General features: G+C 70.0%; 23 protein-coding genes. 9 read left to right on the top strand and 14 right to left on the bottom strand.

From position 1 onward, the window contains the following. Nucleotides 1-31: 31 nt before the first annotated feature. From IF11_RS0134215 to IF11_RS0134240, 6 genes are all read right to left on the bottom strand, one after another. Nucleotides 32-1372, bottom strand: coding sequence for a TadA family conjugal transfer-associated ATPase (locus tag IF11_RS0134215; RefSeq protein WP_030355696.1), 1341 nt, complete (start codon nt 1370-1372; stop codon nt 32-34). A gap of 89 nt (nt 1373-1461) precedes the next feature. Next, nucleotides 1462-1830 carry a TadE/TadG family type IV pilus assembly protein gene (locus IF11_RS0134220; RefSeq protein ID WP_030355697.1) on the bottom strand — a complete coding sequence of 123 codons (369 nt, stop codon included), beginning with the start codon at nt 1828-1830 and terminating at the stop codon, nt 1462-1464. Nucleotides 1831-1833: 3 nt separating this feature from the next. Then, nucleotides 1834-2238, bottom strand: a complete 405-nt coding sequence (locus IF11_RS0134225; protein WP_420894578.1) for a TadE/TadG family type IV pilus assembly protein — start codon at nt 2236-2238, stop codon at nt 1834-1836. 110 nt (nt 2239-2348) lie between these two features. After that, the gene (locus tag IF11_RS0134230) at nt 2349-3605 is read right to left on the bottom strand and encodes a CpaE/TadZ family protein (protein ID WP_030355699.1); all 1257 of its coding nucleotides are present in this window, start codon (nt 3603-3605) and stop codon (nt 2349-2351) included. A gap of 7 nt (nt 3606-3612) precedes the next feature. Further along, the gene (gene cpaB / locus IF11_RS0134235) at nt 3613-4323 is read right to left on the bottom strand and encodes a Flp pilus assembly protein CpaB (protein ID WP_030355700.1); all 711 of its coding nucleotides are present in this window, start codon (nt 4321-4323) and stop codon (nt 3613-3615) included. Nucleotides 4324-4526: 203 nt separating this feature from the next. Next, entirely contained in the window at nt 4527-5396 is an 870-nt protein-coding gene (locus IF11_RS0134240; RefSeq protein ID WP_030355701.1) for a hypothetical protein, read from the bottom strand. A 347-nt stretch (nt 5397-5743) separates the two neighbouring features. On the opposite strand from IF11_RS0134240, the gene IF11_RS0134245 reads away from it, so the two are divergent. From IF11_RS0134245 to IF11_RS0134270, 6 genes are all read left to right on the top strand, one after another. Further along, nucleotides 5744-7291 (top strand): hypothetical protein, encoded by a 1548-nt coding sequence (locus IF11_RS0134245; RefSeq protein WP_030355702.1) that lies wholly within the window; start codon nt 5744-5746, stop codon nt 7289-7291. A 28-nt stretch (nt 7292-7319) separates the two neighbouring features. After that, nucleotides 7320-7934 (top strand): hypothetical protein, encoded by a 615-nt coding sequence (locus IF11_RS0134250; protein ID WP_051746450.1) that lies wholly within the window; start codon nt 7320-7322, stop codon nt 7932-7934. Nucleotides 7935-7943: 9 nt separating this feature from the next. Continuing rightward, on the top strand, nt 7944-8366 hold the full coding sequence (locus tag IF11_RS0134255) for a DUF3592 domain-containing protein (protein WP_030355704.1): 423 nt from the start codon (nt 7944-7946) through the stop codon (nt 8364-8366). A 120-nt stretch (nt 8367-8486) separates the two neighbouring features. Next, nucleotides 8487-8930, top strand: coding sequence for a hypothetical protein (locus IF11_RS0134260; RefSeq protein ID WP_030355705.1), 444 nt, complete (start codon nt 8487-8489; stop codon nt 8928-8930). A gap of 36 nt (nt 8931-8966) precedes the next feature. Continuing rightward, a complete protein-coding gene (locus tag IF11_RS0134265) occupies nt 8967-9665 on the top strand; it encodes a nucleoside/nucleotide kinase family protein (RefSeq protein WP_030355706.1) in 699 nt (232 codons plus the stop codon). A 180-nt stretch (nt 9666-9845) separates the two neighbouring features. After that, nucleotides 9846-11558 (top strand): glycosyl hydrolase family 18 protein, encoded by a 1713-nt coding sequence (locus tag IF11_RS0134270; RefSeq protein WP_030355707.1) that lies wholly within the window; start codon nt 9846-9848, stop codon nt 11556-11558. A gap of 237 nt (nt 11559-11795) precedes the next feature. On the opposite strand, the gene IF11_RS0134275 is transcribed toward IF11_RS0134270, so the two are convergent. Next, nucleotides 11796-13109, bottom strand: a complete 1314-nt coding sequence (locus tag IF11_RS0134275; RefSeq protein WP_030355708.1) for an Nramp family divalent metal transporter — start codon at nt 13107-13109, stop codon at nt 11796-11798. Between the two features lie 121 nt (nt 13110-13230). After that, on the bottom strand, nt 13231-13728 hold the full coding sequence (locus tag IF11_RS0134280; protein WP_030355709.1) for a hypothetical protein: 498 nt from the start codon (nt 13726-13728) through the stop codon (nt 13231-13233). A gap of 195 nt (nt 13729-13923) precedes the next feature. On the opposite strand from IF11_RS0134280, the gene IF11_RS38040 reads away from it, so the two are divergent. Then, the gene (locus tag IF11_RS38040) at nt 13924-16014 is read left to right on the top strand and encodes a serine/threonine protein kinase (RefSeq protein WP_051746452.1); all 2091 of its coding nucleotides are present in this window, start codon (nt 13924-13926) and stop codon (nt 16012-16014) included. Between the two features lie 34 nt (nt 16015-16048). On the opposite strand, the gene IF11_RS0134290 is transcribed toward IF11_RS38040, so the two are convergent. The 4 genes from IF11_RS0134290 to IF11_RS0134305 all read right to left on the bottom strand — a co-directional run bounded on the left by IF11_RS0134290 (nt 16049) and on the right by IF11_RS0134305 (nt 20016). Then, on the bottom strand, nt 16049-17521 hold the full coding sequence (locus IF11_RS0134290) for a GntP family permease (RefSeq protein WP_030355711.1): 1473 nt from the start codon (nt 17519-17521) through the stop codon (nt 16049-16051). 88 nt (nt 17522-17609) lie between these two features. Beyond that, the gene (locus IF11_RS0134295) at nt 17610-18029 is read right to left on the bottom strand and encodes a RidA family protein (RefSeq protein WP_030355712.1); all 420 of its coding nucleotides are present in this window, start codon (nt 18027-18029) and stop codon (nt 17610-17612) included. Further along, nucleotides 18026-18790, bottom strand: coding sequence for an IclR family transcriptional regulator (locus tag IF11_RS0134300; protein ID WP_030355713.1), 765 nt, complete (start codon nt 18788-18790; stop codon nt 18026-18028). The genes IF11_RS0134295 and IF11_RS0134300 overlap by 4 nt, the downstream gene beginning before the upstream one ends. After that, a complete protein-coding gene (locus tag IF11_RS0134305; protein WP_078491063.1) occupies nt 18787-20016 on the bottom strand; it encodes a sugar kinase in 1230 nt (409 codons plus the stop codon). Before IF11_RS0134305 ends, IF11_RS0134300 begins: the two co-directional genes overlap by 4 nt. A 94-nt stretch (nt 20017-20110) precedes the next feature. Here IF11_RS0134305 and IF11_RS0134310 point away from each other — a divergent pair, with 94 nt between their 5' ends. Beyond that, nucleotides 20111-21436: an amino acid deaminase gene (locus tag IF11_RS0134310; RefSeq protein ID WP_078491064.1), complete on the top strand. Its 1326-nt coding sequence runs from the start codon at nt 20111-20113 to the stop codon at nt 21434-21436. A gap of 20 nt (nt 21437-21456) precedes the next feature. Beyond that, on the top strand, nt 21457-23052 hold the full coding sequence (locus IF11_RS0134315; RefSeq protein ID WP_030355716.1) for an N-acyl-D-amino-acid deacylase family protein: 1596 nt from the start codon (nt 21457-21459) through the stop codon (nt 23050-23052). A gap of 41 nt (nt 23053-23093) precedes the next feature. On the opposite strand, the gene IF11_RS0134320 is transcribed toward IF11_RS0134315, so the two are convergent. Both IF11_RS0134320 and IF11_RS42560 read right to left on the bottom strand, forming a co-directional pair. Continuing rightward, nucleotides 23094-23507: a hypothetical protein gene (locus IF11_RS0134320; RefSeq protein WP_030355717.1), complete on the bottom strand. Its 414-nt coding sequence runs from the start codon at nt 23505-23507 to the stop codon at nt 23094-23096. Then, nucleotides 23489-23665, bottom strand: a complete 177-nt coding sequence (locus tag IF11_RS42560; RefSeq protein WP_240627604.1) for a hypothetical protein — start codon at nt 23663-23665, stop codon at nt 23489-23491. Before IF11_RS42560 ends, IF11_RS0134320 begins: the two co-directional genes overlap by 19 nt. Between the last annotated feature and the right edge of the window lie 249 nt (nt 23666-23914).

Raw genomic sequence — 23914 nt, forward strand, 5'->3', positions numbered from 1 at the left:
GGCGGGGCGGGCGGGGCGAAGTCTGACCGGTTCAGGCCGCCGATTTGCGTACGGCCAGCTCCTCCTCCGCGAGCGCGACCCCGAAGGCCGGCGGGACGGGTTCGCTCTTGAGGTAGAGCCGGTCGGCGATCCGGCGCGGCAGCGGGTAGTACTCGAACTTCCCGTGCACCCGCCCGTCCGGGGACATGGGCTGGGCGATATAGCGGCAGACGGAGACGATCCGGTACTCCTCGCGGCCGTGCGAGTCCACGATGGCGATCTCGGTGACCCGGCGGGAGCCGTCGGCATGCCGGGTGAGCTGCACGATGACATCGACGGCGCTGTTGATCTGGTCCTTGATCGCCACGAACGGGATCTCGACCTCCGACATGGAGGCCAGGGTCTGGAGTCGCATCAGCGCGTCCTCGGCGCTGTTGGCGTGGACGGTGGCGAGCGAGCCGTCGTGACCGGTGGACATCGCCTGGAGCATGTCGAGCGTCTCGCCGCCGCGGACCTCACCGACGATGATGCGGTCGGGGCGCATGCGCAGGGAGTTGCGTACGAGGTCGCGGATGGTGACCTGGCCCTTGCCCTCCACGTTCGAGGGGCGGCTCTCCAGCGTGATCACATGGGACTGCTGGAGCTGGAGCTCGGCGGAGTCCTCGATGGTGACGATGCGCTCGCCGTCGGGGATGAGTCCGGAGAGGGCGTTGAGCAGCGTCGTCTTCCCCGTACCGGTGGCCCCGGAGACGATCACATTGAACTTCGCGCGCACCAGCCCGGCCAGCAGGACCATCATCTGCTCGTCCAGCGAGCCGAGGCTGATCATCTCCTGGAGGGTGAAGGCCCTCGGGAAGCGCCGGATGGTGAGGATCGGTCCGGTCAGCGAGAGCGGCGGAATGATCACGTTCACACGCTCGCCGGACGGCAGTCGGGCGTCGACCATCGGATTCGCCTCGTCCACACGGCGGTTGACCGTGGAGACGATGCGCTCGATGGTCTGCATCAGCTGCTCGTTGGAGGTGAACCGCATCGGCAGCTGCTCCAGCCGGCCGCCGCGCTCGACGAAGACCTGGTCCGCGCCGTTCACCATGATCTCGCTGATGGAGGCGTCTTCGAGCAGGGGCTCCAGGATGCCGAGGCCGAGGGCCTCGTCGACGACCCGGCGGATGAGCTGGGACCGCTCGATGGTGGAGAGGACCGGGCCCTCCCTGCTGATGATGTGGCTCAGGACCCGCTCCAGGCGGGCCCGGCGCTCGGCCGCGGCGAGCGCGGACATCTCGGCGAGGTCGATCTCCTCCAGGAGCTTGGCGCGGTAGACCCCGACGAGGAGACTCTCCTCGCTCTGCCCGTTCGTCGGCTCGGGGCTGTTGATGCGCGCCCGCAGGCTCATGTCCTCAACTCCCAGGTTCTGCTGGTGTGCTCGGGTGGTGCGATGGTGCGGTGGTACGTCCTCGACCAGGGTGCGGCCGGACGGCCGGGTCAGTCGAGGGGCATGGTGGCGCTCCTCCGGGCCTCGCCCAGATTGTCGAAGATGGGCAGGATCGGCGGGATCTTGACCCTCGCGGTCGTCGTCACCTCGTCGCCACTCACGAACGGTCCGTCGATCTTGACCGTCAGCCAGTCGCTCGTCGCGGCCTCACCGGCTGCTTGAGGTGACAGGCTGACATCGTTGTACGTGGCGGCCCGCGCCGCCGCCCGTGCCGCCGTGCTCGCCTGCTGTACGGCGTACGCGGCCAGCCCGAGCTGGATCGCGGCGAGGGCGAGGAAGAGCAGGATGGTGACGACGCCGACGTATTCGAGGGCGATCTGTCCCCGTTCGCGCGCGTCGCGCGCTGTGCGCTTCGCCATGGGTCAGCTCTCCCTTATGGCCGAGGCCCGGCCCGGGACCGTGACCGGGATGTTGAAGCCGGGGAAGAGCACCGGCACTTCGAGCTTGACCTCGGCCTTGACCAGGTCTCCGCCGTCGCCCGTACAGCTGATCTTGGCGCTCCAGGCCGCGGGAAGGTCCTCGGCCCCGGCCCGCTCGCAGGCCGCGTTGCGCGTCTCCGTCTCGGCGACCGTGCCGGCCCGTACCGCCTCGTCCGCCGCGTTGCCCGCGAGCGAGAAGGTGTAGCCGACCAGGGCGGCCTGCCAGAGCAGGATCACCGTGGCCAGGATGACCGGGGCCATCCCGACGAACTCGACGGCGAGCTGGCCCCGGTCGTCACGAAGCCACCCGCCACGCCGGCGGTCACCACGCAGCCGCTCAGCGCGCAAGCGGCTGCCGCCGCCCGGCCGCGTGGCCGGGCCCTCTCCGTATCGTCGTGCGTCTGTTCCTGGGACAGTCATGCTTCAACGCTCCCCCTCCGGCTGGTGGGCTGGCCTCATCAGTCGTGCGGCCTCGATCGTCCGCGCAGGACCCCGACCGATCCGCGGTCCCCCTTGAACTTGCTGTTCTTTTCCCCGCCTTCGGGCGTTTTCACCAGCCCCAGTTCCCCGGCCAGCCCCCACATCGCCTGCTTCACCGTGGACTTGGACTCCAGGTCCTGCATCCGGCCCGCGTCGACCGCGGGCTGCAGCTCCTTGAAGTTGGCCGGGATCGTCACGCGCGCGACGCGGGTGCTGGTGATCCGTTCGATCAGCGGCGGCTGGATCTCGGTGTTGCGCGTATGGCGGTTGACGACGATCACGGTCTCCTCCGCCTTGCGGATCTGGAGCCGGTCCCACAGCCGCACCATGCGCTTGGCCGCCCGGACCGACACCACATCGGGGGTCGTCAGCAGCAGGGTGGTGTCGGCCATCTCGATCGCGGCGGCGTTGGCGCTGTTCATCTGGGTGCCGCAGTCGATGACGACGACCTCGTAGCGGTTGCGCAGCGCGCTGACGATCTGCCGTACGGACCGTTCGTTGACCTCCTCGCCGCGTTCCCCCTCCCCCGGCGCCAGCAGCATCCCTATGCCGCTCGGGTGGATGTAGACCGCGTCCTGGAGCACCCGGGGAGATATGTCCTGGATGGAGGCGAGGTCCACGATCGACCGCCGGAACTGCACATCGAGGTACGAGGCGATGTCGCCGGCCTGGAGATCGAGGTCCGCGAGCGCGGTGTTCATGCCGGACGCCCGGGCCGCCAGCGCCAGTTGGACGGCGACCGTGGTCGTACCGACGCCGCCCTTCGCGCCGCTGACCGTGATGACCGTACCGCCGGGGCCGGTGAACACATCGGCGCCCTGCCCGAGATGGCGCCGTACCCCCACCGACCAGGCCGCCGCCGCCTGTACGCGCTGGGCGAGCTCCTCGTACGAGAGCGGCAGCCCGACCAGGCCGCGGGCGCCGGAGTCCATCGCGGCCGCGAAGAGGCCGGGGCCCGCGTCCGTGGAGACGAGGATGACCCCGACGGCCGGGAAGCGCAGGGCCACTTCCCGGATCAGTTCGAGCGCCGGTACCGGACCGATCCGTTCGTGGACCAGGACCACTTCCGGCAGCTCGTCGATCGACTCGGCGGCCAGCCTGGCCAGGGTGTCGATCAGCGAGGTCGAGTCACCGACGGGTCCGGCCGGCTCGGCGTCAGGGAGCTGACTGAGCAGGGTCGTGATGGACCGGGCGGCGTCGGCGTCTCCGACGACCGGCAGGATTCTGGTGCTCATGCGTCCCTCACTTGTCCCCTTCGAGGGTGTAGGTGTTCTCCCCCGGGCGCAGCGTGGTGGGGCTGCCGTCGGCGAGGAGCGCGAGGCGTACGTGCTTCGCGAAGGACTCGGCGTATGCGACGCGCTGGGCGTCCTTGGTCTTCAGCGCGAAGGTGATCGGCACCGCTTTGGTGGCCGCGCTGCGGTTGTTGTTGCTCTCGTCGGGCTGCAGCGCGGTGAGCTTGCCGACGTCGAGGACCTTGGCGTTGGGGACGATGATCCGGGACTGGGCGTTGGTCCCCTGGTTCTCGGCGGCGAAGGTCGCGAAGATATTGACCAGGTCGCCGGGGAGGATCTTCCCGGCGACACCGGTCGACGCGTCGATCATGATGGCGATTTCCTGCTCGTCATTGGCGAGCGCGGGCCGTTTGACGATCATGTCGTCCTGGAGCAGCGAGCCCTGCTTGAGCTGGGTGACGGCGATCTTTCCGTTGACGACGGCCAGATCGGTCACCGCGTTCTCGGAGAGCCAGCGCTTGGGCATGCTGATCTTCTCGAACTGGCCCTCGGTGAGCGGGGTGTACGGCGCGACATCCGCCTTCAGCCGGTACGCGGCCACCTCGGGTCCGACCTTCGAATTCACGTCGCTGATCACGGAGAGGACACCGGCGAACGCGGCGAAGGCGCAGAGGACCGAGAGGAGAAGGAGTATGACGCCGCGGCGTTGCCGTGAATTCATGAGCGGGACAACCTCGTTCGGTGACGTGAGTGTGAGGGCGGAGTGTGAAGTCGGTGCGTGAAGCCGGAGCAAGGAGTCTGACGAACGGACCGGGGTATTGGGAGAGTCGGGGGAGGAGACGGAACCGAGAGGCCGGAGGTTCCGATGAGAGAGCGCTCCCGGCCGCGCGCGGCGTTGCGCTCGGCGCTTCCGTCCGGATATGCCTAAGTGGCGGTTCCGTGGTTCAGGACACCCGGGGCGCCCATGTGGTTCTCGGGCGCGGTGAGCGGCGCCGAGCAGAATCCGCAGCGGTCACCTATGAGTTCGATGCCGCACCAGGAACACACCTCTCTTCGTACGGACGAGACCAGCTGATAGAGAACGGAGATATCAGGCAGAAAAGCGGCGAACTCGACCATCTTGGAAGTACCCCACCAGCGCGGTGAATCCGCCGGGAGAGCACTTTCCTGGATTCCCTGGACGCGCCAGGCGGGGGCGAGGGTCTTGGTCACCCAGTCGGATTGCGACTGCCCCTTCCCGACGATCAGTTGGGTCCCGAACTCGGGTCCCGCGAGCTCACCGGACCCGCCGATCTTGATCAGTTGGGGCGTGGGGTTGGCGAGCACCCCGAACTGGGAGCCGGGCACCCAGGACTTCGCGTGCGTCTTGAGGCTCACGGGCACCCGGTCCAGTCTGGTCACGGTGTTGAGCAGCGCTCCGGCGTAGATGTAGTGCGAGAGCAGCCGGGCCGCGGAGGCGACGATTCCGGCACTGAAATCACAGATGGACAACTGTCTTAGCTGGCGTACGAGTACGGCCACGCCGAGCGGCGGCAGATCGAGCTTGAGAAGCGCGATCCGGTCGGTCTCCAGGACCGACCGGACGGTGTGCAGGCGTCGTTCATGAGCGGCGCTGATCGACGCCGGGTAGAGCGCCACGACATAGCCGTGCTGCTCCACGAGGACCTGCATGTCGGCGAGCGCGGCGTCCAGTGGCTGGGCGTCGGGTGACTGGAGCAGCGCCGCGGTCGGCGTCTGCTGGTCCGTCGGTGGTAGCACCAGATCAGGGCTGGTGACAGCAATCGCGGTCGGCACGCTGGTTCCCCGTTCGGCTCCAGCCGCCGGAGTCCCGACGGCCGCAGTTCTCTCTCCTGCTCCGTGCTTCTGCTTCAGCACTTTATCCACCTCGTACTGCGCAGAGAACACCTATCAGATGACGATGCCAGGCGTACGGGCGCCAACCTCCGGCAAAGCGGACGAAGCAGTCAGCTGTTCACTGCCGTTTCAATTAATATTTCATTTGGTCGAATTCCGCATCCAATCGCTCCAGTTTGGGCCCTAGTTGGGCCCAGGGGCCCACGAACGGGCGTGGACCGCGCCCGTACGCTCCCATTCCGATTCCGTGTGCGAAAGGCACTCGGTCACGGAGGGGGACGGGCCGGATGAGACGCCGGATACGACGACAGACACCGCCGGGCCACGGGCCCGACCGAGGGGCCACGGCCACCGAGTACGCCGGGGTGATCGTGGTCGTGGCGGCGGTCGTCGGGGCGCTGGTCGGTACGGGAGTCGACCAGACCCTCGCCACGAGTCTGCGCTGTCTGGTCACCTTCAGCGGCCCCTGCGACGCGGGCGGCGGCGGAGGCAAGGACCAGTCCGCGCCGAGGACCGACGCCGACTACGAGCCCCCGCTCTGTCAGATCTCCTCGGTCACCGACAAGGCCGGCGCCAAGGCCAAGGTCCTCTTCATCGAGTGGGGCGAGGAGTACGGCTTCCAGCAGACGACGTTCCAGTCCAACAAGGACCTCAACAAGGACGGCAAGGTCGACGCCAACGACCAGCAGGTCATGATGACGTTCACCGACGCCGCCTCCATCGCCGCCAAGAAGGACTGGAAACCGGGCGCGAAGATAGGCAAGTTCGGCGCGGACAAGGTCGAACTCGGCGCCGGCATCAAGGTCACCAACGGCGACACCTGGGTCTTCGACAGCGAGGAGCAGGCCAAGTCGTTCCGTGACGACATCGAGGAACTCAAGACGTACGAGCTGGCCAACCGCAACACCAACGCGCGCGGCGGCGGCCTCGGCAACAGCATCCTCTACCTCTTCGGCAAGGGCCCGATGGCCAAGGAGGAGGAGCTGCGCGACCGGATCGAGGAGAAGCTCGGCAACCGCCACATCAGCTACGGCAAGGTCGGCCTGGAGGCCAGCGCGGCGGGCGGGCTCAAGCTGTCGGCGGGCGACGAGAAGAAGCTGAGCGCCACCCTCGGCGGCAACTTCAAGTTCTCGCCCGAGGTGACCTGGACCGACAACAACTTCAAGGGCACGAAGGCGTACACGTACAGCGCGGCCATCGAGTACGGCGGCAAGGTCGGGTACGAGGCCGGGCCCATCAGCGGGGACGCCTCCGCGTCCACCACGCAGACCGGCACGATCACCGTCACGCACGACAAGAAGACCGGCGAGCTGCTGCGCATCGACATGACCCGCACGGTCGAGAAGGGCGCCACGAAGGACGGCGCCAAGGCCGGCGGCGACAACGGCAAGGGCGGCGACGACAAGCGCGGCGGCAGCGGCGGGGCGAAGGGCACCGACGGGTCCACCGGTATCGAGGTCGTCACCAACTCGGTGGTCATCCCGCCGGGCTCCGACGGCGACGAGCAGCGCCGGATCGCCCAGGAATGGCTGGACGGCCACGGCGACAACGCCGCTCCCTTCACGTACATGTTCGACGACCACGCGCCGACGAAGCGCCCCGGCGCGGACGATCCGTTCGGGCGGCTGCTCTTCGACGAGGGGCTCTCCAGCCGGACGAACTACACCGGAAAGACGGAGGCCGCGGAGTACGGCTTCGAACTCAACCTGGGGCTGAGCCTCGGCTTCTCGGTCTCCACCGAGAAGAAGGAGGAGACGCTCGACAAGGCGCAGTTCCTGGGGGCACCCCATGGGGACAGCCGCACCTATCTCCCGTACAGCTACTGTGCGAACTGACCCGGCCGGCGACAGGAGCACACCAGCCATGAGGACACCCGCGATAACCACCTCGACCAGCCCGAACAGCCTGACCAATCCGAGCAGCCCGACCAGCGGAAAGGCACTCCGGTGGCCGGCCGCGGCCGCCGCCTGCGCCGCCGCCGTCGCGCTGGTGGCCGGGTGCGGTACGGACGCGACGGCCGGCGTGGTGCCCGAGGGCTGGGGCACGCTCAAGACCTCCGCGGTCACGGTCGCCCACCCGCCCGCCTTCACACCGCAGAGCGCCGGCGAGCGCAGCACGTACAACGCGGCGGCGGCGACCCTCGCCGAGGGCGGCAAGGACGTCGGAATGATCACCGTCCAGCTGGACTTCACCAACGCCGACTCGGTGGAGGAGGCGGCGATCGGCGCCGAGGCGGGCATCGCCCTCGGCTCGACGCTGGGCAAGCAGCGGAAGATCGAGGTCGCGGGCCCCAAGGGCAGGACGGAGGCCCGGCGCATCGACTTCGAGTTCACCGAGAAGGGCTCCCGGATCAAGGGCGTGATCGTCGCGGGTCTGGACTCCGCGCGGAAGTCGTACGCGGTACGGGTCGACGCGGCCAAAGGGAGACTCGGCGACGGCGATCTGACGAAGATCATCGACTCGATCACGCTCAAGTAGGCGGCGGCCATGGACATCCCGGGCGGTGACTACGTCTTCTTCGGGGGCATGACCCTGCTGTTCGGCTGGCTGGCGGCCCACTACGCCCGGCGGCTGGCGGCGGGTGCGCGCGCGCTCCGGGCGGGCGGCCGGGCGCCCGGTGTGTGCGTACGGATCGAGAGCGAGCCGTACAACCGCTCGGACGCGCGCCGGTACGTCTTCTCCTTCCGCACCCCGGACGGGCGGAGCGTCGAGTTCGAGGATCTGGCGACGGGCGCCGTGCGGGTGGGCTCGCAGGTCACGGTGGCGTACGACCCGGTGGCCCCCGAGCGCACCGCGACGGTCGCGGGGCGCGGCAACTGGTCACCGGTGGCGCAGTACGTACTGCTGGTGACGGGGTGCGGGCTGGCGGCCTGCTGCTTCGCGGCGGTGCTGGTGTTCACGGCGGTCTGAGCCGGTCCGCGGCACTGCCCGGCTCCCGCCGGGCCCAGGAATTAGACAGCGAAACGATCTGAAGCACGAGGATTTGATGCACGGCGATCTGTTCAGCCATCCGTTCGGAGGCGAGAGGCGATGACACGGTACGACTACCCGAGAGCGCCCGCGCGCCGGGACGACGGAGGCGGAGCGCCGGTCTTCGCGCTCATGCGCGCCTGGGCGGCCGGCATCGTCATGCTGCTCATCACGGAGTATCTCCAGGCCACGCTGGTCTACGACCACCTGGCCTCGGAAGAGAAGCTGGAGACATTCGCCGGCCGCCTGCTGCTGATCCATCTGCCGAACGCCACCTGCATCGCCGTCGCCGCGTGGGCGGCGGGACGTGTCCACCGGGAGCCGTACCGCGACGCCACGGCGCAGCATCTGACGGCGGTCCTCGCCGTGCCGGTGGCCGCGCAGGCCTTGAACATGTCGCTCCAGTGGCAGGATCTGGCGGCGGAGGGGCTGCTGATGTCGAACGCGGTGCTGGTGGTCGGGTGCGTGACGGGTTACGCGGCGGAGCGGCTCCAGGAGGACTGAACGTTTCGACCGCGGCTGCCGAAATACGCTCTGCGCATGACTCCCCAGCAACCCCACCGGCTCCGGCAACTCCTTGAGCGCGCGCGGCGCCTGGCCGTGGCAGGCGCGGGCAGGGCGGACGGCCCCGGCCGCCGCCGCATCCTCGGAATCGCCGGGCCGCCCGGCGCCGGCAAGACCACGCTCGCCGCGCACGTGGCCGGTGAACTCGGCGCGGACCGCGCGGTCCTGGTCCCGATGGACGGCTTCCACCTGGCCGACACCGAGCTGCGCCGGCTGGGGCTCCTGGGCCGCAAGGGCGCTCCGGAGACCTTCGACCCGTACGGCTACACCGCCCTGCTGCGCCGGCTGCGGACCGCGCGGGCGGGCGAGACGGTGTACGCGCCCGGCTTCGACCGGGAGCTGGAGCAGCCGGTCGCGGGGACCATCCCGGTCCCGCCCGAAGTGCCGCTCGTGATCACGGAGGGGAACTATCTCCTGCTGGACGACGGGCCGGACGGCCCCTGGAGCGAGGTGCGCGGGCTGCTCGACGAGACCTGGTGGGTCGATCTGGCGGACGAGGAGCGGGTACGGAGGCTGATCGCCCGCCATGAGCGCTTCGGCAAGGAGCCCGCAGAGGCCGAGCGCTTCGTCCTGGAGTCCGACGAGGCCAACGCCCGCCTGGTCGCCCCCGGCCGGTCCGCCGCCGATCTCGTGGTCACCTTCGCGGCCGGCGAAGCGCCGGAGGACGCCACATAGCGCGCGACCGACCACCACGTACCCACCACCCTCCACCACCTCCGCCACCACCCCTTCGTATACGACCTCCTGCCACAGGTCTTGACAACTTGATTGGTCTGGACCAGTTTTACGCCCGACGGTGGCCACCGTTCCCCCTCTCAGGTACCTCCATCCCCCAACCCCAGCCGGAGGCAGCAAGTGGAACGTGCACCAGGCGGCAGAGGACGTATCAGAACGTGGATCGGCGGGACGGTGGCCGTACTGGCCGCCGGCGCGCTGAGCCTCACCGGGCTCACCGGCACCGCGCAGGCCGCCGACGTCAACGTGGCCAAGAACGCGGGCTTCGAGTCCGGGCTCACCAACTGGACCTGCTCCGCGGGCAGCGGTGCCACCGTCGGATCCCCCGTGCACGGAGGCGCCGCCGCGCTCCGGGCCACCCCCGCCGGCCAGGACAACGCCAAGTGCGTCCAGGCGGTCGCCGTACAGCCCAACTCGACGTACACCCTGAGCGCCTGGGTCCAGGGCGGGTACACGTACCTCGGGGCCGAGGGGACCGGCACCACCGATGTGTCGACCTGGACACCGGACAGCTCCGGCTGGAAGCAGCTCACCACCACCTTCAGGACCGGCGCCTCGACCAGGTCCGTAACCGTCTACACCCACGGGTGGTACGGCCAGAGCGCCTACTACGCCGACGACGTGTCCGTCTTCGGCCCCGACGGCGGCGGGGGCGGCGACCCGGAGCCCCAGGTGCCCGGCGCGCCCTCCGGGCTGGCGGTCGGGTCGGTGACCTCCTCGTCCGTGACCCTCAACTGGAGCGCGGTGTCCGGCGCGACCGGCTACAACGTCTACCGGTCCGGCACGAAGGTCCAGTCGGCGAGCGGCACGTCCTCGACCGTGACGGGGCTGGCGGCGGACACCTCGTACGACTTCCAGGTGACCGCGACCAACGCGGCCGGTGAGTCCGCGAAGTCCGCGACCGTCACCGGCAGGACCGCCCAGAGCGGCGGCGGCAACCCTGGCCCCGGCGTACCGAAGCACGCGGTGACCGGCTATTGGCAGAACTTCAACAACGGCGCGGCCGTCCAGAAGCTCCGTGACGTGCAGTCGCAGTACGACATCATCGCTGTCTCGTTCGCCGACGCGACGGCCACGCCCGGCCAGATCACCTTCAACCTCGACCCGGCCGTCGGCTACGCCTCGGTCGCCGACTTCAAGGCGGACATCGCCGCGAAGAAGGCCGCGGGCAAGTCGGTGATCATCTCGGTCGGCGGCGAGAAGGGCAGCATCTCCGTCAACAGCGACGCCTCCGCGACCGCCTTCGCCAACAGCGCCTACGCGCTGATGCAGGAGTACGGCTTCAACGGGGTCGACATCGACCTGGAGAACGGGCTCAACTCCACCTATATGACAAAGGCTCTGCGCCAGCTGTCCGCGAAGGCGGGCGCGGGCATGGTGCTGACGATGGCGCCGCAGACGATCGACATGCAGTCGACGTCGGGTGAGTACTTCAAGACGGCCCTGAACGTGAAGGACATCCTCACGGTCGTCAACATGCAGTACTACAACAGCGGTTCCATGCTCGGCTGCGACGGCAAGGTCTACTCCCAAGGCTCCGTCGACTTCCTCACCGCCCTCGCCTGCATCCAGCTCGAAGGCGGCCTCGACCCGTCCCAGGTCGGCCTCGGCGTCCCCGCCTCCACGCGCGGCGCGGGCAGTGGCTACGTGGATCCGTCCATCGTGAAGAACGCGCTGGACTGCCTGGCCAGGGGCACGAACTGCGGTTCGTTCAAGCCGTCCAAGACCTACCCCGGCCTGCGCGGCGCCATGACCTGGTCCACCAACTGGGACGCGACGGCGGGCAACGCCTGGTCCAACGCCGTCGGCCCGCACGTCCACGGCCTCCCGTAGTCCGCAACACCACCCCGAGCCCCCCACAGGGCCGGCAGCGCCGTCGAACCCCACCCGACGGCGCTGCCGTGTGTCCGGGCCCGGAGGAATTGCGATAAGGCCCTCACCTCCCTACACAACCTGGCAGGCGTCCTCGACATCGAACGCAACACCCTCGGCGAAAACCACCCCTCCACCCTCACTACCTGCCGGACGTGGCTCGACGTCATCAACGCCGCCCGAGGCGAGCCCTAAGCCCTACCAGGGAATGTCCCGCACCTGCTGCACACACAGCACCACGAACAACAACCCCGCCGCCGACAGCATCACATTGCTCAGAATGCCGTTCCGCCATTCCTTCGGCGTACGCGACGAGTTGAGCAGCCACACCAGCGTCAGCGCCAGGAACGGCATGAAGAACGCGCCCAGCACCCCGTACACGACCACCAGGCCGAACGGCTCGTCCAGGAAGAGGAGCGAGATCGGCGGGAAGGTCAGCCAGAGCAGATACGCGCGGAACGGCACCGAGCGTTCGCGCTCGCCGGAGGCGACCTCCTCCGTCGTCCTCTTCGTCTCGTCCGCCGCCACCCCCACGCGGTCCTTGCGGATCCGCTCCACGAAGTCCGCGAACATCAGGCTCACCCCGTGCCACACTCCGATCAGCGACGAGAACGACGTCGCGAAGAAGCCGACCAGGAACAGCTTCGCCGTGGTCGCGCCGAAACGGTCCTCCAGGATCGTGCCGAGGTCGATCAGGCCGCGGTCGCCCTTCGTCAGGGCGATCTGGGAGGAGTGCAGCAGCTCGGCGCCGATGATGAGCATGGCGACGACGAAGAGGCCGGTGGTGATGTACGCGACCCGGTTGTCGAGGCGCATCACCTTCATCCAGCCGGTGTTGGTCCAGCCCTTGGCGTTGACCCAGTAGCCGTACGCGGCCATGGTGATCGTGCCGCCCACCCCGCCGATCAGGCCGAGTGTGTAGAGCAGTGAGCCGTCCGGGAGGACCGGCGCCAGGCCCGCGAAGCTCGCGCCGAGGTCGGGGGCGACGCGGATCGCGACGTACATGACGACCACGAACATCACACCGATCAGGACCGTCATGACCCGCTCGAAGACGGCGTACTGGTTGAACCAGACGAAGACGAGCCCGATCAGCCCCGTGATGACCGCCCAGGTCTTGAGCCCCGGCCCGTCCGGGAAGAGCGCGACGATCGGGAGCGCGCTGGAGGACATCGCCGTGGCGCCATACACAAAGCCCCAGACGAGCACATATACCGCGAAATACACCGTGGTCCAGCGGCCCAGACTGCGCCAGCCCTCGAAGAGGGTGCGGCCGGTGGCGAGATGCCAGCGGCCGGTGGCCTCGGCGAGGGAGATCTTGACGACGCAGCCGATGACCGCCGCCCACATCAGGGTGTAACCGAACTTGCTGCCCGCGATGAGCGTGGCGACCAGATCGCCCGCGCCCACACCGGTCGCCGCGACGACGATCCCGGGGCCTATATACGTCCAACTCGACTTGCGCGGACGGGAGACGGCCTCATCCGTGCCGGTGTCCGTGATGTCTGCCATACGTGTCGTCGCCTCCCGCTTGTCTCCGTACGTGACCCGAGTCACCAAAGCGGGGTGACGATGATCGCGCAAGAGGGCCTGCGGTGAGGGTTCCGTGGCGGGGCGCGGCCGCGCCCCAGGGCTACGGGGCTCCGCCCCCTGTGTACGCGCCCAGGACCGGGGCCAGCAGCCCGAACCACTCCTGGAGCTTCGCGCTCTTACGGGCGTTCACCGCGCACTCGAAGAACCTGCCGTCGGGCAGCACCACGGCCACCATCAGCACATGGCCATGGCTGCCCGCCTTGTAGTGGACGGTGTGGATGTCGTGCCAGGCGAAGTCCGCCGTCAGGCCGTTGGCCTCGAAGGACACACCGGCGGCGTCGACGACGACGGCGTTCCGGCGGTCGGCCGCGAGGAACTCGGGCCCGGCGGGCGGCTGTTGGGCGCCGTACTGCGGGTAGGGCGAGGGCTGCGGGTACGCCGGGGGCTGGGGCCACGGGGCGGGCGGCGGCGGGCCGTACGCCGGGTGCGGCTGCTGCGGCACGGGCGCGTACGCCGTCGGCGGCGGGCCGAAGCCCTGCGGCTGCTGTGGCTGCCGCGGCTGATCGGGCTGCTGTCGCTGCCCGTCGTGCCGGTCCATCCGTGCTCTCCTCGGTCCTCGCGTGTCTGTCCGCCTGCCGCCTGAGTGGACGATAGTGAACAGTATCGATGCCTCGTGCATCGCTGACACTCAACGGGAACGGGGCGGCGCCGCATAGCGTGTTATCCATCGCGCGGGAACGCGGCGGGACCACCGGTCCCTTCGCGACGGGGGATGAGCGTGGGGGGAGCTGGCATGTCCGGCATGAAGATCGGGCGGCTGAGCGGGGACGACCCGATGTCGCTGGGACCGTACCGGATCATTGGCAGGCTCGGTTCGGGCGGAATGGGGCGGATCTATCTGGCGCGCGCCGCGGCCCCGCGGCTGGCGGCGGTCAAGACGCTGCTCGCCGAGGGACCCGTCAGCGACATCGACCGACGGCGGTTCGCCCGGGAGGTGGCGCTGGCGCAGCGGGTCGACAGCGCCTTCACGGCGCGGGTCCTGGACGCCGACGCCGGGGCGGGCCGCCCGTGGATGGCGATCGAGTACATCCCCGCGCCCTCGCTCGCCGAGCTGGTACGGACCGCCGGTCAGCCACCGGCCTCCGCGGTGCGGTGGATCGGGGCTGGGGTGGCGGCCGCGCTGGTCACCCTGCACGGCGAGGGCATCGTCCACCGTGACATCAAGCCGGCGAACGTGCTGCTCCCGCTGGACGGCCCGCGCGTCATCGACTTCGGGATCTCGCACGCCGGCGACATCACCCGCACCGGTCTGACGCTGGGCACGATCGCGTTCACCTCCCCCGAGCAGGCCAGGGGCGGACTGTCCACGGCCGCGTCCGACATCTACTCGCTGGGCTCGACGCTCTTCCATCTGGCGGTCGGCCGGCCACCGTACGCCGACGACGGTGACGCCCTGCGGCTGCTGGCGCGGGTGTCCCGGGGCGAGCTGGAACTCAGCGGGCTGCCGCGCGAGCTGGACGGGCTCATCCGCTCCTGCCTGGCGCCGGCCCCGGGCGACCGGCCCCAACCCGCCGATGTGCTGGCGCAGTTCAAGTCGGGCCTCGTCGGGCTGCCGGTGTCGGACAGCGGGAGCCGGTGGCTGCCGCCGCGCTGGACGGCACTGATCGAGGAGTACGAGCGGCAGGGGCTGGCGTTACGGGCGGGCTCCGGTCCGGGGCCCCATGCCCACGCCGACGCGGACGCGGACGCTCCGACCGCCGATCAGCGTACGCGCCCGGTGGCCGGCCCCGGACCGACCCGCCAGTACACCCGCGCCCACGCCGGGGAGTCCGCGGCGGACCGGGCCGCGCGAGAAGCCCGCCAGGCAGAGGAGCAGGCACAGGAGCGGGAGAGGGAACGGGCCGCCCAGGAACGGGCCGCCCGCGAACGGGAGCGTGCCGCCCGGGAACACGACCGGGCTGAACGGGAACGGGCCGAGCGCCTGGCCCAGCGGGATCGGCTCGCCCGCGACATGGCCGAGATGCGGGCCGAGCAGGAACTCGCCGCGCGCGAGCGGGCCGAGCGGGAACGGGACGAGGCCCGGAGCAGGGCGCGGGCGACATCGGCCGGCAACGCAACCGGACCAACCGGGGCAGGGGGTACGGGAGGAGCCGCCACCGGAGCGACACGGGCAGCCACCCCGGCAGCCACCCCCACCCCCGCCAAGAATCCTTCCTCCGGCGGCGGCGGATGGATCCTCGCCTTCCTGGCCGTCGTCGTCCTCCTCATCTGGCAGCCCTGGGCCTCCGACGACAGCAACAGCGTGTCGAGCACCGGGGGTTACTCCAACACCGGAATTTCCACGCCCAGTTACTCGTACACCCCGTCGTCCGAGCCCACCCCGAGCGATACGGACCTCGCCTTCCGGGCCGTGAAGACCGGCGACTGTGTCAGCTCGCACGACGACGGACACGGCGGCTGGACCGATCCGGCGCCGCGGCGCGTCGACTGCGACGCCGCCGACGCCTACAACCGCGTCGCGTCCGCCGTCTCGTACACCGACGGGGAGTGCGACGCGGACGCCGACGAGGAGACCTGGACCAACGTCGGCGAGGACGACGTGGTCACCACACTCTGTCTCACCCGTAAGTACGCACCCGGCCAGTGCTTCATCGCCGAGGCCGACGGCGACGGCATCGGCGCCGCCAGCCTCCAGACCGTATGGGGCTGTGGCGCCGACACCGTACCCGAGGGCTACCGGTATGTCATGCAGATCACCCGCTACGAGGGGAAGCGCCCGGACGGCCGCGCGCCCGACTGCCGCCAGTACGCGGGCGACCTCACCCGTTACACCTGGTGGGAGGTGGACGGCGGGACGAACGTCATCTGCGCGAATGCCGTCTGACGCCGTCCCCGGCCCGGAGCTGCCCGGACAGGACCTAGATGATCAGGCTCAGCAGCGCCGCCACCACGAAGCCCGCCACCGACAGCACGGTCTCCAGGACCGTCCAGGACTTCAGGGTGTCGCGCTCCGATATGCCGAAGTACTTCGCGACCATCCAGAACCCGCCGTCGTTGACGTGCGAGGCGAAGATCGAGCCCGCCGAGATCGCCATGATGATCAGGGCGAGATGCGCCTGCGAGAGCCCCTGGCCCTCGACCAGCGGGACGACGATTCCGGCCGTGGTGACGATCGCGACCGTCGCCGAGCCCTGGGCGACGCGCAGGACGACCGAGATCAGCCAGGCCAGCAGGATGACCGGCAGGCCGACGTCGTTGAAGGTGTCGGCCAGGGCGTCCGCGATCCCGCTGCCCTTGAGGACGGCGCCGAAGACACCGCCGGCGCCGACCACGAGCAGGATGTTGCCGACCGGCTTGAGCGAGGCGGTGGAGACCGTCTCCAGGGACTTGCGGGACCAGCCGCGCCTGATGCCCAGCAGGTAGTACGCGAGCAGCAGCGCGATCGTCAGCGCCACGAACGGGTGGCCGAAGAACTCGATGACCGAGCGGCCCGTCGACGGGTCGAGGGCGATCGACGAGAAGGTCGCGAGGAGGATCAGGACCAGCGGGGTGCCGATGATCGCGAGGACCGTGCCGAGCGCGACCGGTGTCTCCCGCGGCGTGATACCCGAGGCGCGCTGCTCGGCGGCGACCGCGGCCTTGGCCTCCTCCGCCGCCTCGACCATGTCCTGCGGGACCTCGACGAAGATGCGCTTCCCGATCCAGGCGGCGTAGGCCCACGCGGCGAGGACGGCCGGGACACCGACGACGACACCCATCAGGATGACCCAGCCGAGGTCCACCTTGAAGAGTCCGGCCGCGGCGACCGGGCCCGGGTGCGGGGGCAGGAAGGCATGGGTCATCGAGAGACCGGCGAGCAGCGGCATCGCGTACAGCAGGATCGATTTGCCGGACCGCTTGGCGGCTGCGTAGACGATCGGCGCGAGCACGAAGATGCCGACGTCGAAGAAGACCGGGATACCGAAGACGACACCGGTGACGCCCATGGCGAGCGGGGCGCGCTTCTCGCCGAAGAGGTTCAGTAGCCGGGCGCTCAACACCTCGGCACCGCCGGACACTTCGAGGATCGCGCCGAGCATGGTGCCGAGTCCGATGATGATCGCGACATGGCCGAGGATGCCGCCCATCCCGGTCTCGATCATCGAGACGGCGGCGGACTTCTGGACCGTACCGAAGAGTTCGGTGACGGACAGGCCCGCCGCGAGGCCGACGGCTATGGAGACACCGAGGAGCGCCACGAAGGGCTGGAGCCTGACCTTGATGATCAGGAAGAGGAGCAGGACGATGCCGAGGGCGGCGACGGTCAGCAGACCGGCGGTGCCGTCGATCAGGAGCAGCAGACCCCCCGTGTGGGGCGGGGTCTCCGGTGGTGCGTCAGCGGCGAGCAGCATGGGGAGCCTCTGGTTCGTGGGCAGGGGGGATCACGGCACGACGCCCGGTCGGCGGGCGCCGTACCGTACGGCGGTGTGGATACGCGGCTCAGCCGAGGACGGCCAGCGCGTCGATCTCGATCAACAGCCCCTTGGGCAGGCCCACATACACCGTCGTGCGCGCGGCGGGGGCTTCCTTCAGACCCTGCTCACCGAAGTAGGTGTTGTAGATCTCGTTCATCTCGGCGAAGTGGTCGACGTCGGTGAGGTAGACGCGCATCATCATCACGTCGTCCCAGCTCGCGCCGCCCTCCTCCAGGATCGCCTTGACGTTGGCGAAGGTCTGGAGGGTCTGCTCGCGCAGGGTCGGGCCCGCGACGGTGGGCGGCCGGCCCTCGACGGCCGGGAGGAAGCCGACCTGGCCCGCGACCTGGAGGATGTTGCCCTTGCGGACGCCGTGCGAGAACTTCGCGGGCGGGGTGGTGTGGGTCGCCGGGGTGAGCGCGGTCTTGGCGGCTTTGTCGGTCATGAAGCGTCCTTGCTGGGAGGGGTGTTGCCGGAGTACTCCCCGCTGATCGCGTCGGCGGTACGACGCACCAGCGGGAGCAGGGTGAGGAGTTCCTCCGCGGTGACGACGACGTTCGGCGCGGAGACCGACATGGCGGCGACGACCCGGCCGTCCGCACCGCGGATGGGTGCGCCGACGCAGTTGATGGACTCCTCGTGGCCGCCGAGATCGGTGGCCCAGCCCTGTTCGCGTACGGTCGCCAGCTCCTTGAGGAAGGCGGCCGCGTTGGGGCTCGAACGGGGCGTGTACATGGGGTAGTCGAGGCGTTCGGCGAGCGCGCGGCGCTCGGCCTCGGGAAGGTCGGCGAGCAGCAGCTTGGCGACGGCGGCCACGGTGATCGCGACCGGCTTGCCGATCCGCGAGTACATCCGGACCGGGTAGCGGCTCTCGACCTTGTCGATATAGAGGACTTCGCCGTCCTCGTACACCGCGAGATGGACGGTGTGACCGCACTGGCCGTTGAGCGCGACCAGATGGGAGTGGGCGATCTCGCGCATATCGAGATTCTCGACGGCCTCCTGGGCGAGCGCGAAGAGCCGTGCGCCGAGGCGGTAGCGGTTGTCCTGCTGGCGGTAGACGAGCCCGTGCTCGTGGAGCGTACGGAGCAGCCGGAGCGCGGTGGACTTGTGCACGCCGAGCCGGTCGGCGACCCGCCCGAGGTCGGCGGGGCCCTGGGCGAGCAGCGGCAGAATGCTCAGCGCCCGGTCGACGGTCTGGCTCATGGGGTACGTACCTCCTGCTCCGTGGCCGCCGTCCAGCCGGGGCCGAGACGAAGTGTGCCCCAGGCGGCGTCGTCGAGGTCCGCGAGCCGGTCGGCGTCCGCCCGGGAGGGTGGCGTACCGAGGTCTCCGGGGACGGTGAGGGTCGCGGCGGCCATCAGATGGCCGTGCCGGAGCCGGGCGGCGGCGGGCAGACCGCGGAGGGTCGCGGAGAGGAACCCGGCGGCGAAGGCGTCCCCGGCGCCGACGGGCGCGACGACATCGACGCGCAGCGCGGGCACGGAGGTGACGGTGTCGGCGCCCCGGCCCGAACCGCCCGTACCGATATCCACGCCCAGGCCCGTCCCGCGCGTACCGGTGTCAGCTCCCCCGTCCACGCTCAGGCCCGTTCCGCCCGTACCGGTGTCCGCGCCCCGGCCCGTCCCGCCCACCTCGCGTTCATACACCGTCGCCCCCGCGCTGCCCCGCTTCACCACGAGCGTCGCCGGCTCCGGGAGCGCGGCCCGGATCGCGTCCCCGCCGTGCAGGTCCCATGCGTCGGCGGCCTCGTCCTCACCGACGAAGACCAGATCGGCGCCCCGCGCGAGGTCCAGCAGGACGCGGGCGCCCGAGCCGTCGCGCCAGAGTCCCGGCCGGTGGTTGACGTCGAAGGAGACCAGCGGACGTCCTGGCGCGCGGGCGGTCAGCTCGCGCATCAGGGCGAGGCAGTCGTCCGAGAGAGCGGCCGTGATGCCCGACACATGCAGCACGCGCCCGGCCCACAGGTCGTCGTACGACAGGGTCCCCGGCGCCATCGCGGAGGCGGCGGAACCCGCCCGGTAGTAGGCGACCTCGTGCGCGTCGGTGGCGCGGTCCGTCGCCGTACGGAAGTAGATGCCGGTGGGCCGGTCCGGGTCGCGGCGCACGCCCGAGGTGTCGACGCCGTACGCGGCGATCGCGTCGACGAGATGGTCGCCGAAGCCGTCGGCCCCGACCCGGCTGACCCACTTCACGGTGTGCCCGGCGCCGGCCAGCGCGCAGGCGACATTGGATTCGGCGCCGCCGATCGTACGGGCGAAGGAGGGGACGTCGGCGAGGCGGCCCGGGAGCGAGGGCAGGAAGGTGACCATGGATTCACCGAGGCAGACGACCTCCACGCCGGGGTGGAGATCCGTGTCTACGGTTCCGGTCACTCTGGGGCTCCTCGCCGCTCGGCCGACCCTGGGTCGGTCACCGTGACGGGTCACCATTGACCCGCTGTCGGCTCGGATGTTAGACAGCCCTCAGCGATATGCGCAATGGCCATTGCATGTAGTGCAACGAGATCGATAGTGGGGAGGCTCCATGGCCGCCGGCCGACGAACCGACGAGCTGAACGGGCTGAACGACCTGAACGAGCTCAAGGGGCTCGACGCGCTCAGCGACGAACGCGTCGACCACCGCTTCAAGGCCCTCCCGCCGGACGCGGACGGCCTGACCGTCGGCGCGCTCGCCGCCGAGCGCCGCTCCCTGTTCACCGGCGGCTTCACCACCCCGGTCCTCGCCCTCTCCGCCGAGTCGGTCGAGCACAACCTCGCGCTCCTGGAGACCTACTCCGAGCGCCACGGCCTCGCCTTCGCCCCGCACGGCAAGACCTCCATGTCCCCGCGGCTCTTCGCGCGCCAGCTGGAGCACGGCGCCTGGGGCATCACCGCCGCCGTACCCCACCAGGCCCGCGTCTACCGCGCGTTCGGCGTCCAGCGGATCTTCCTCGCCAATGAAGTGGTCGACGCGGCGGCGCTGCGCTGGCTCGCCGCCGAGCTGGACCGCGATCCCGGCTTCCGCCTCGTCTGTTACGTCGACTCCGTGCGCGGCGTCGAGCTGATGGACGAGGCGCTACGGGCCGCCGGCGCGGGCCGCCCGGTGGAGGTCGTGGTCGAGCTGGGCGCGGGTGAGGGGGCGCGTACCGGCGCGCGTACGGAGGCGGAGTGCGCGGCGGTCGCGGACGCGGTGGCGGCCGTACCGACCCTGCGGCTGACCGGGGTCGCCGGTTACGAGGGCGAGGTGCCGGAAGCGGACGGCGAGAAGGTCCGCGCCTGGCTGCGCCGACTGGTCGCGCTGGCGGCGGAGTTCGACGCGGCGGGGCGGTTCGACGGCACGGACGAGATCGTGGTCAGCGCGGGCGGCAGCGCCTGGTTCGACGCGGTCGCCGACGTCTTCGCGGACGTCCCCGCACTCTCCCGGCCCGTACTGAAGCTGCTGCGCTCCGGCGCGTACGTCTCGCACGACGACGTCCATTACCGCCATATCACCCCCTTCAACCGCGTCCCCGAAGAGGGCTCCCTCCAGCCCGCCTTCCGGCTCTGGGCGCAGGTCGTCTCCCGCCCCTCACCCGAGCAGGCGTTCGTCAACGCCGGCAAGCGGGACGCGGCGTACGACCTCGATCTGCCGGTGGCCCAGGTGGTACGGGACGGCCGCACCGGCGAGATCCGCCCGGCGACGGGGATCACCGTGACGCGCCTGTCCGACCAGCACGGCTGGCTGACCACGACGCCCGAAGCCGCTCTGGAGGTCGGCGACTGGGTCGGGATGGGGCTGTCCCACCCCTGTACGTCGTTCGACAAGTGGCAGCTGATCCCGCTGGTGGAGGCGGACGGCACGGTCACCGACCTCATCCGTACGTTCTTCTGACCTCTGGGGGGCCTTCGCTCATGGATCTCGTCATTCGCGACGCACGGGTCATCGACGGCACGGGCGGCCCGTCGTACCGCGCCGATGTCGGCATCGAGGACGGCCGTATCGCGGCGATACGGCGCGAGGGCGAGCCGCGCCCGTCCGGCGCCCGCGTCCTCGACGCGGCGGGGCTCGCCCTCTCCCCCGGCTTCATCGACATGCACGCGCACAGCGATCTCGCCCTGCTGCGCGACCCCGAGCACACCGCGAAGGCCGCGCAGGGCGTCACCCTCGAAGTGATCGGCCAGGACGGGCTGTCGTACGCGCCCGTGGACGACGCGACCCTCGCGCAGGTCCGGCAGGCGATCACCGGCTGGAACGGCGACGGTTCGGACATCGACTTCGACTGGCGCACGGTCGGCGAATATCTCGACCGGCTGGATCGCGGCATCGCGGTCAACGCCGCGTATCTGATCCCACAGGGGACCGTCCGTATGTACGCGGCCGGCTGGGACGACCGGCCCGCGACGGACGCCGAACTCGCCCGGATGAAGCGGCTGGTGGCCGAGTCGATGGAGCAGGGCGCGGTCGGGATGTCCTCGGGGCTGACCTATACACCCGGGATGTATGCGGCCGATTCCGAACTCACCGAGCTGTGCCGGGTGGTGGCGGGCTACGACGGCTACTACTGCCCGCATCACCGCTCGTACGGCGCCGGGGCGCTCCAGGCGTACGAGGAGATGGTGACGCTGACCCGGGACGCGGGCTGCGCCCTCCATCTCGCCCACGCCACCATGAACTTCGGCGTGAACAAGGGCAGGGCGCCGGAGCTGCTCACGCTGCTCGACGAGGCCCTGGACGCGGGCGCGGACATCTCGCTCGACACCTATCCGTACACCCCGGGGTGCACGACGCTCGTCGCGATGCTGCCCAGCTGGGCGAGCGAGGGCGGTCCTGACGCGATCCTGGAGCGGCTGCGCGACGAGGCGACCGCCGAGCGGATCCGCCACCACATGGAGGTCATCGGCGCGGACGGCTGTCATGGCGTGCCCATCGAATGGGACACCATCGAGATCTCCGGGGTCGCGGCCCCCGGTCTCGCGGACCATGTCGGCAGGACGGTCGCGGACTCGGCGGCGCGGGCGGGCGAGGCGCCGTGGACGACGGCGCGCCGGCTGCTGATCGAGGACCGGCTCGGCTCGACGATCCTCCAGCATGTGGGCCACGAGGAGAACGTCCGGCAGATCATGCGCCACCGTGTCCACACGGGCGGCAGCGACGGCATCCTCCAGGGCGCGAAGCCGCATCCGCGCGCCTATGGCACGTTCCCGCAGTATCTGGGCCGGTACGCGCGGGAGCTGGGCGTCCTGACCCTGGAGGAGTGCGTGGCCCACCTCACCGCCCGCCCGGCCGCCCGCCTCCGCCTCCCCGACCGGGGCCTGATCCGCGAGGGCTACCGCGCGGACCTGGTCCTCTTCGACCCGGACACGGTCGCGGCGGGCTCCACCTTCGAGGCACCGCGCACGCTGCCGGTGGGCATCCCGCATGTGCTGATCGACGGCCGCTTCGTGATCGAGGACGGCCGCCGCACGAACGTCCTGGCGGGGAGATCGGTCCGCCGGACGGGGCGATGATCGTCCACTCGATGCGCTGATCGCCCTGACCTCGCCGCGACTCAGACGGCCACGAGCGCCACCCGCGCCCCACAGAGCTTGGCCATGTCATCCACATCCGAGGTGAGCATCACCACCGGACCGGGCTGATACATAGCGGTGACGGCGACAATCGCGTCAATGGCGTACTTGTGCCCATGCAGCCCGGTCTCCTGGAGCAACTGAGCCGCTTCCTTGGACCACCCCACGCTCAGCGGCTCCAGACGCACTTGAGAGAGGACGTAGTTCCAGCGAGCGGGCTTGATACGCCCATGCTGAGCCTCGATGAGAGTCGCACCGCTGACCACACGCTCCGCGCCGCGATCAACCGCCGACCGCACCAGATTCATCACAGCCCGGTCCTGCTCCAGATAAAGCGAGAGCCCTTGGCTGTCGAGCACCAGACTCCCCCCACCGGTCAGACGGCCTCGCGCCACTGCCCCTCCCGCTCCTCGGCCCGCGCCCAGACGTCTGCGGCTTCCTGCTTCTCCGCGGGGGTAAAGGCGCCGTGCTCCCGCTCGTACTCCTCCAAGTACGCCAGTGTCGCCTGATTACGCAGATGTTCCTCAACAGCCGCGGCCACTATGGCGGACACACCACGACCACCCGCACTGTCTCGCAGTGCCCGCACAGTGCCCTCAGGGAGCGACACGCTGATGGCCTTCGCCGGCCCTTCACCGATTCCTGGTTCCGTCTGCTCGTCCACCATGAGCACGAGTTTAACAAACGATTTCACAAATGACCCGGCCCTCATGGCCGTACGCTCGACCGTGACCTCCGGCCACCGAAGGACATGGAACCGGGCCCAGCCGACGCGGCGACCTGGGCCGCTTCCTGCCGCGTC

Source organism: Streptomyces scopuliridis RB72 (assembly GCF_000718095.1).
GTDB lineage: Bacteria > Actinomycetota > Actinomycetes > Streptomycetales > Streptomycetaceae > Streptomyces > Streptomyces scopuliridis.

Coding starts and splice junctions, on each gene's coding strand:
- IF11_RS0134230 (WP_030355699.1), bottom strand. CDS start 3,605: ATGAGCACCAGAATCCTGCCGGTCGTCGGAGACGCCGACGCCGCCCGG.
- IF11_RS38040 (WP_051746452.1), top strand. CDS start 13,924: ATGTCCGGCATGAAGATCGGGCGGCTGAGCGGGGACGACCCGATGTCG.
- IF11_RS0134295 (WP_030355712.1), bottom strand. CDS start 18,029: ATGACCGACAAAGCCGCCAAGACCGCGCTCACCCCGGCGACCCACACC.
- IF11_RS0134255 (WP_030355704.1), top strand. CDS start 7,944: ATGGACATCCCGGGCGGTGACTACGTCTTCTTCGGGGGCATGACCCTG.
- IF11_RS0134290 (WP_030355711.1), bottom strand. CDS start 17,521: ATGCTGCTCGCCGCTGACGCACCACCGGAGACCCCGCCCCACACGGGG.
- cpaB (WP_030355700.1), bottom strand. CDS start 4,323: ATGAATTCACGGCAACGCCGCGGCGTCATACTCCTTCTCCTCTCGGTC.
- IF11_RS0134265 (WP_030355706.1), top strand. CDS start 8,967: ATGACTCCCCAGCAACCCCACCGGCTCCGGCAACTCCTTGAGCGCGCG.
- IF11_RS0134250 (WP_051746450.1), top strand. CDS start 7,320: ATGAGGACACCCGCGATAACCACCTCGACCAGCCCGAACAGCCTGACC.
- IF11_RS0134220 (WP_030355697.1), bottom strand. CDS start 1,830: ATGGCGAAGCGCACAGCGCGCGACGCGCGCGAACGGGGACAGATCGCC.
- IF11_RS0134305 (WP_078491063.1), bottom strand. CDS start 20,016: ATGGTGACCCGTCACGGTGACCGACCCAGGGTCGGCCGAGCGGCGAGG.
- IF11_RS0134315 (WP_030355716.1), top strand. CDS start 21,457: ATGGATCTCGTCATTCGCGACGCACGGGTCATCGACGGCACGGGCGGC.
- IF11_RS0134260 (WP_030355705.1), top strand. CDS start 8,487: ATGACACGGTACGACTACCCGAGAGCGCCCGCGCGCCGGGACGACGGA.
- IF11_RS0134245 (WP_030355702.1), top strand. CDS start 5,744: ATGAGACGCCGGATACGACGACAGACACCGCCGGGCCACGGGCCCGAC.
- IF11_RS0134300 (WP_030355713.1), bottom strand. CDS start 18,790: ATGAGCCAGACCGTCGACCGGGCGCTGAGCATTCTGCCGCTGCTCGCC.
- IF11_RS0134280 (WP_030355709.1), bottom strand. CDS start 13,728: ATGGACCGGCACGACGGGCAGCGACAGCAGCCCGATCAGCCGCGGCAG.
- IF11_RS0134310 (WP_078491064.1), top strand. CDS start 20,111: ATGGCCGCCGGCCGACGAACCGACGAGCTGAACGGGCTGAACGACCTG.
- IF11_RS0134275 (WP_030355708.1), bottom strand. CDS start 13,109: ATGGCAGACATCACGGACACCGGCACGGATGAGGCCGTCTCCCGTCCG.
- IF11_RS0134215 (WP_030355696.1), bottom strand. CDS start 1,372: ATGAGCCTGCGGGCGCGCATCAACAGCCCCGAGCCGACGAACGGGCAG.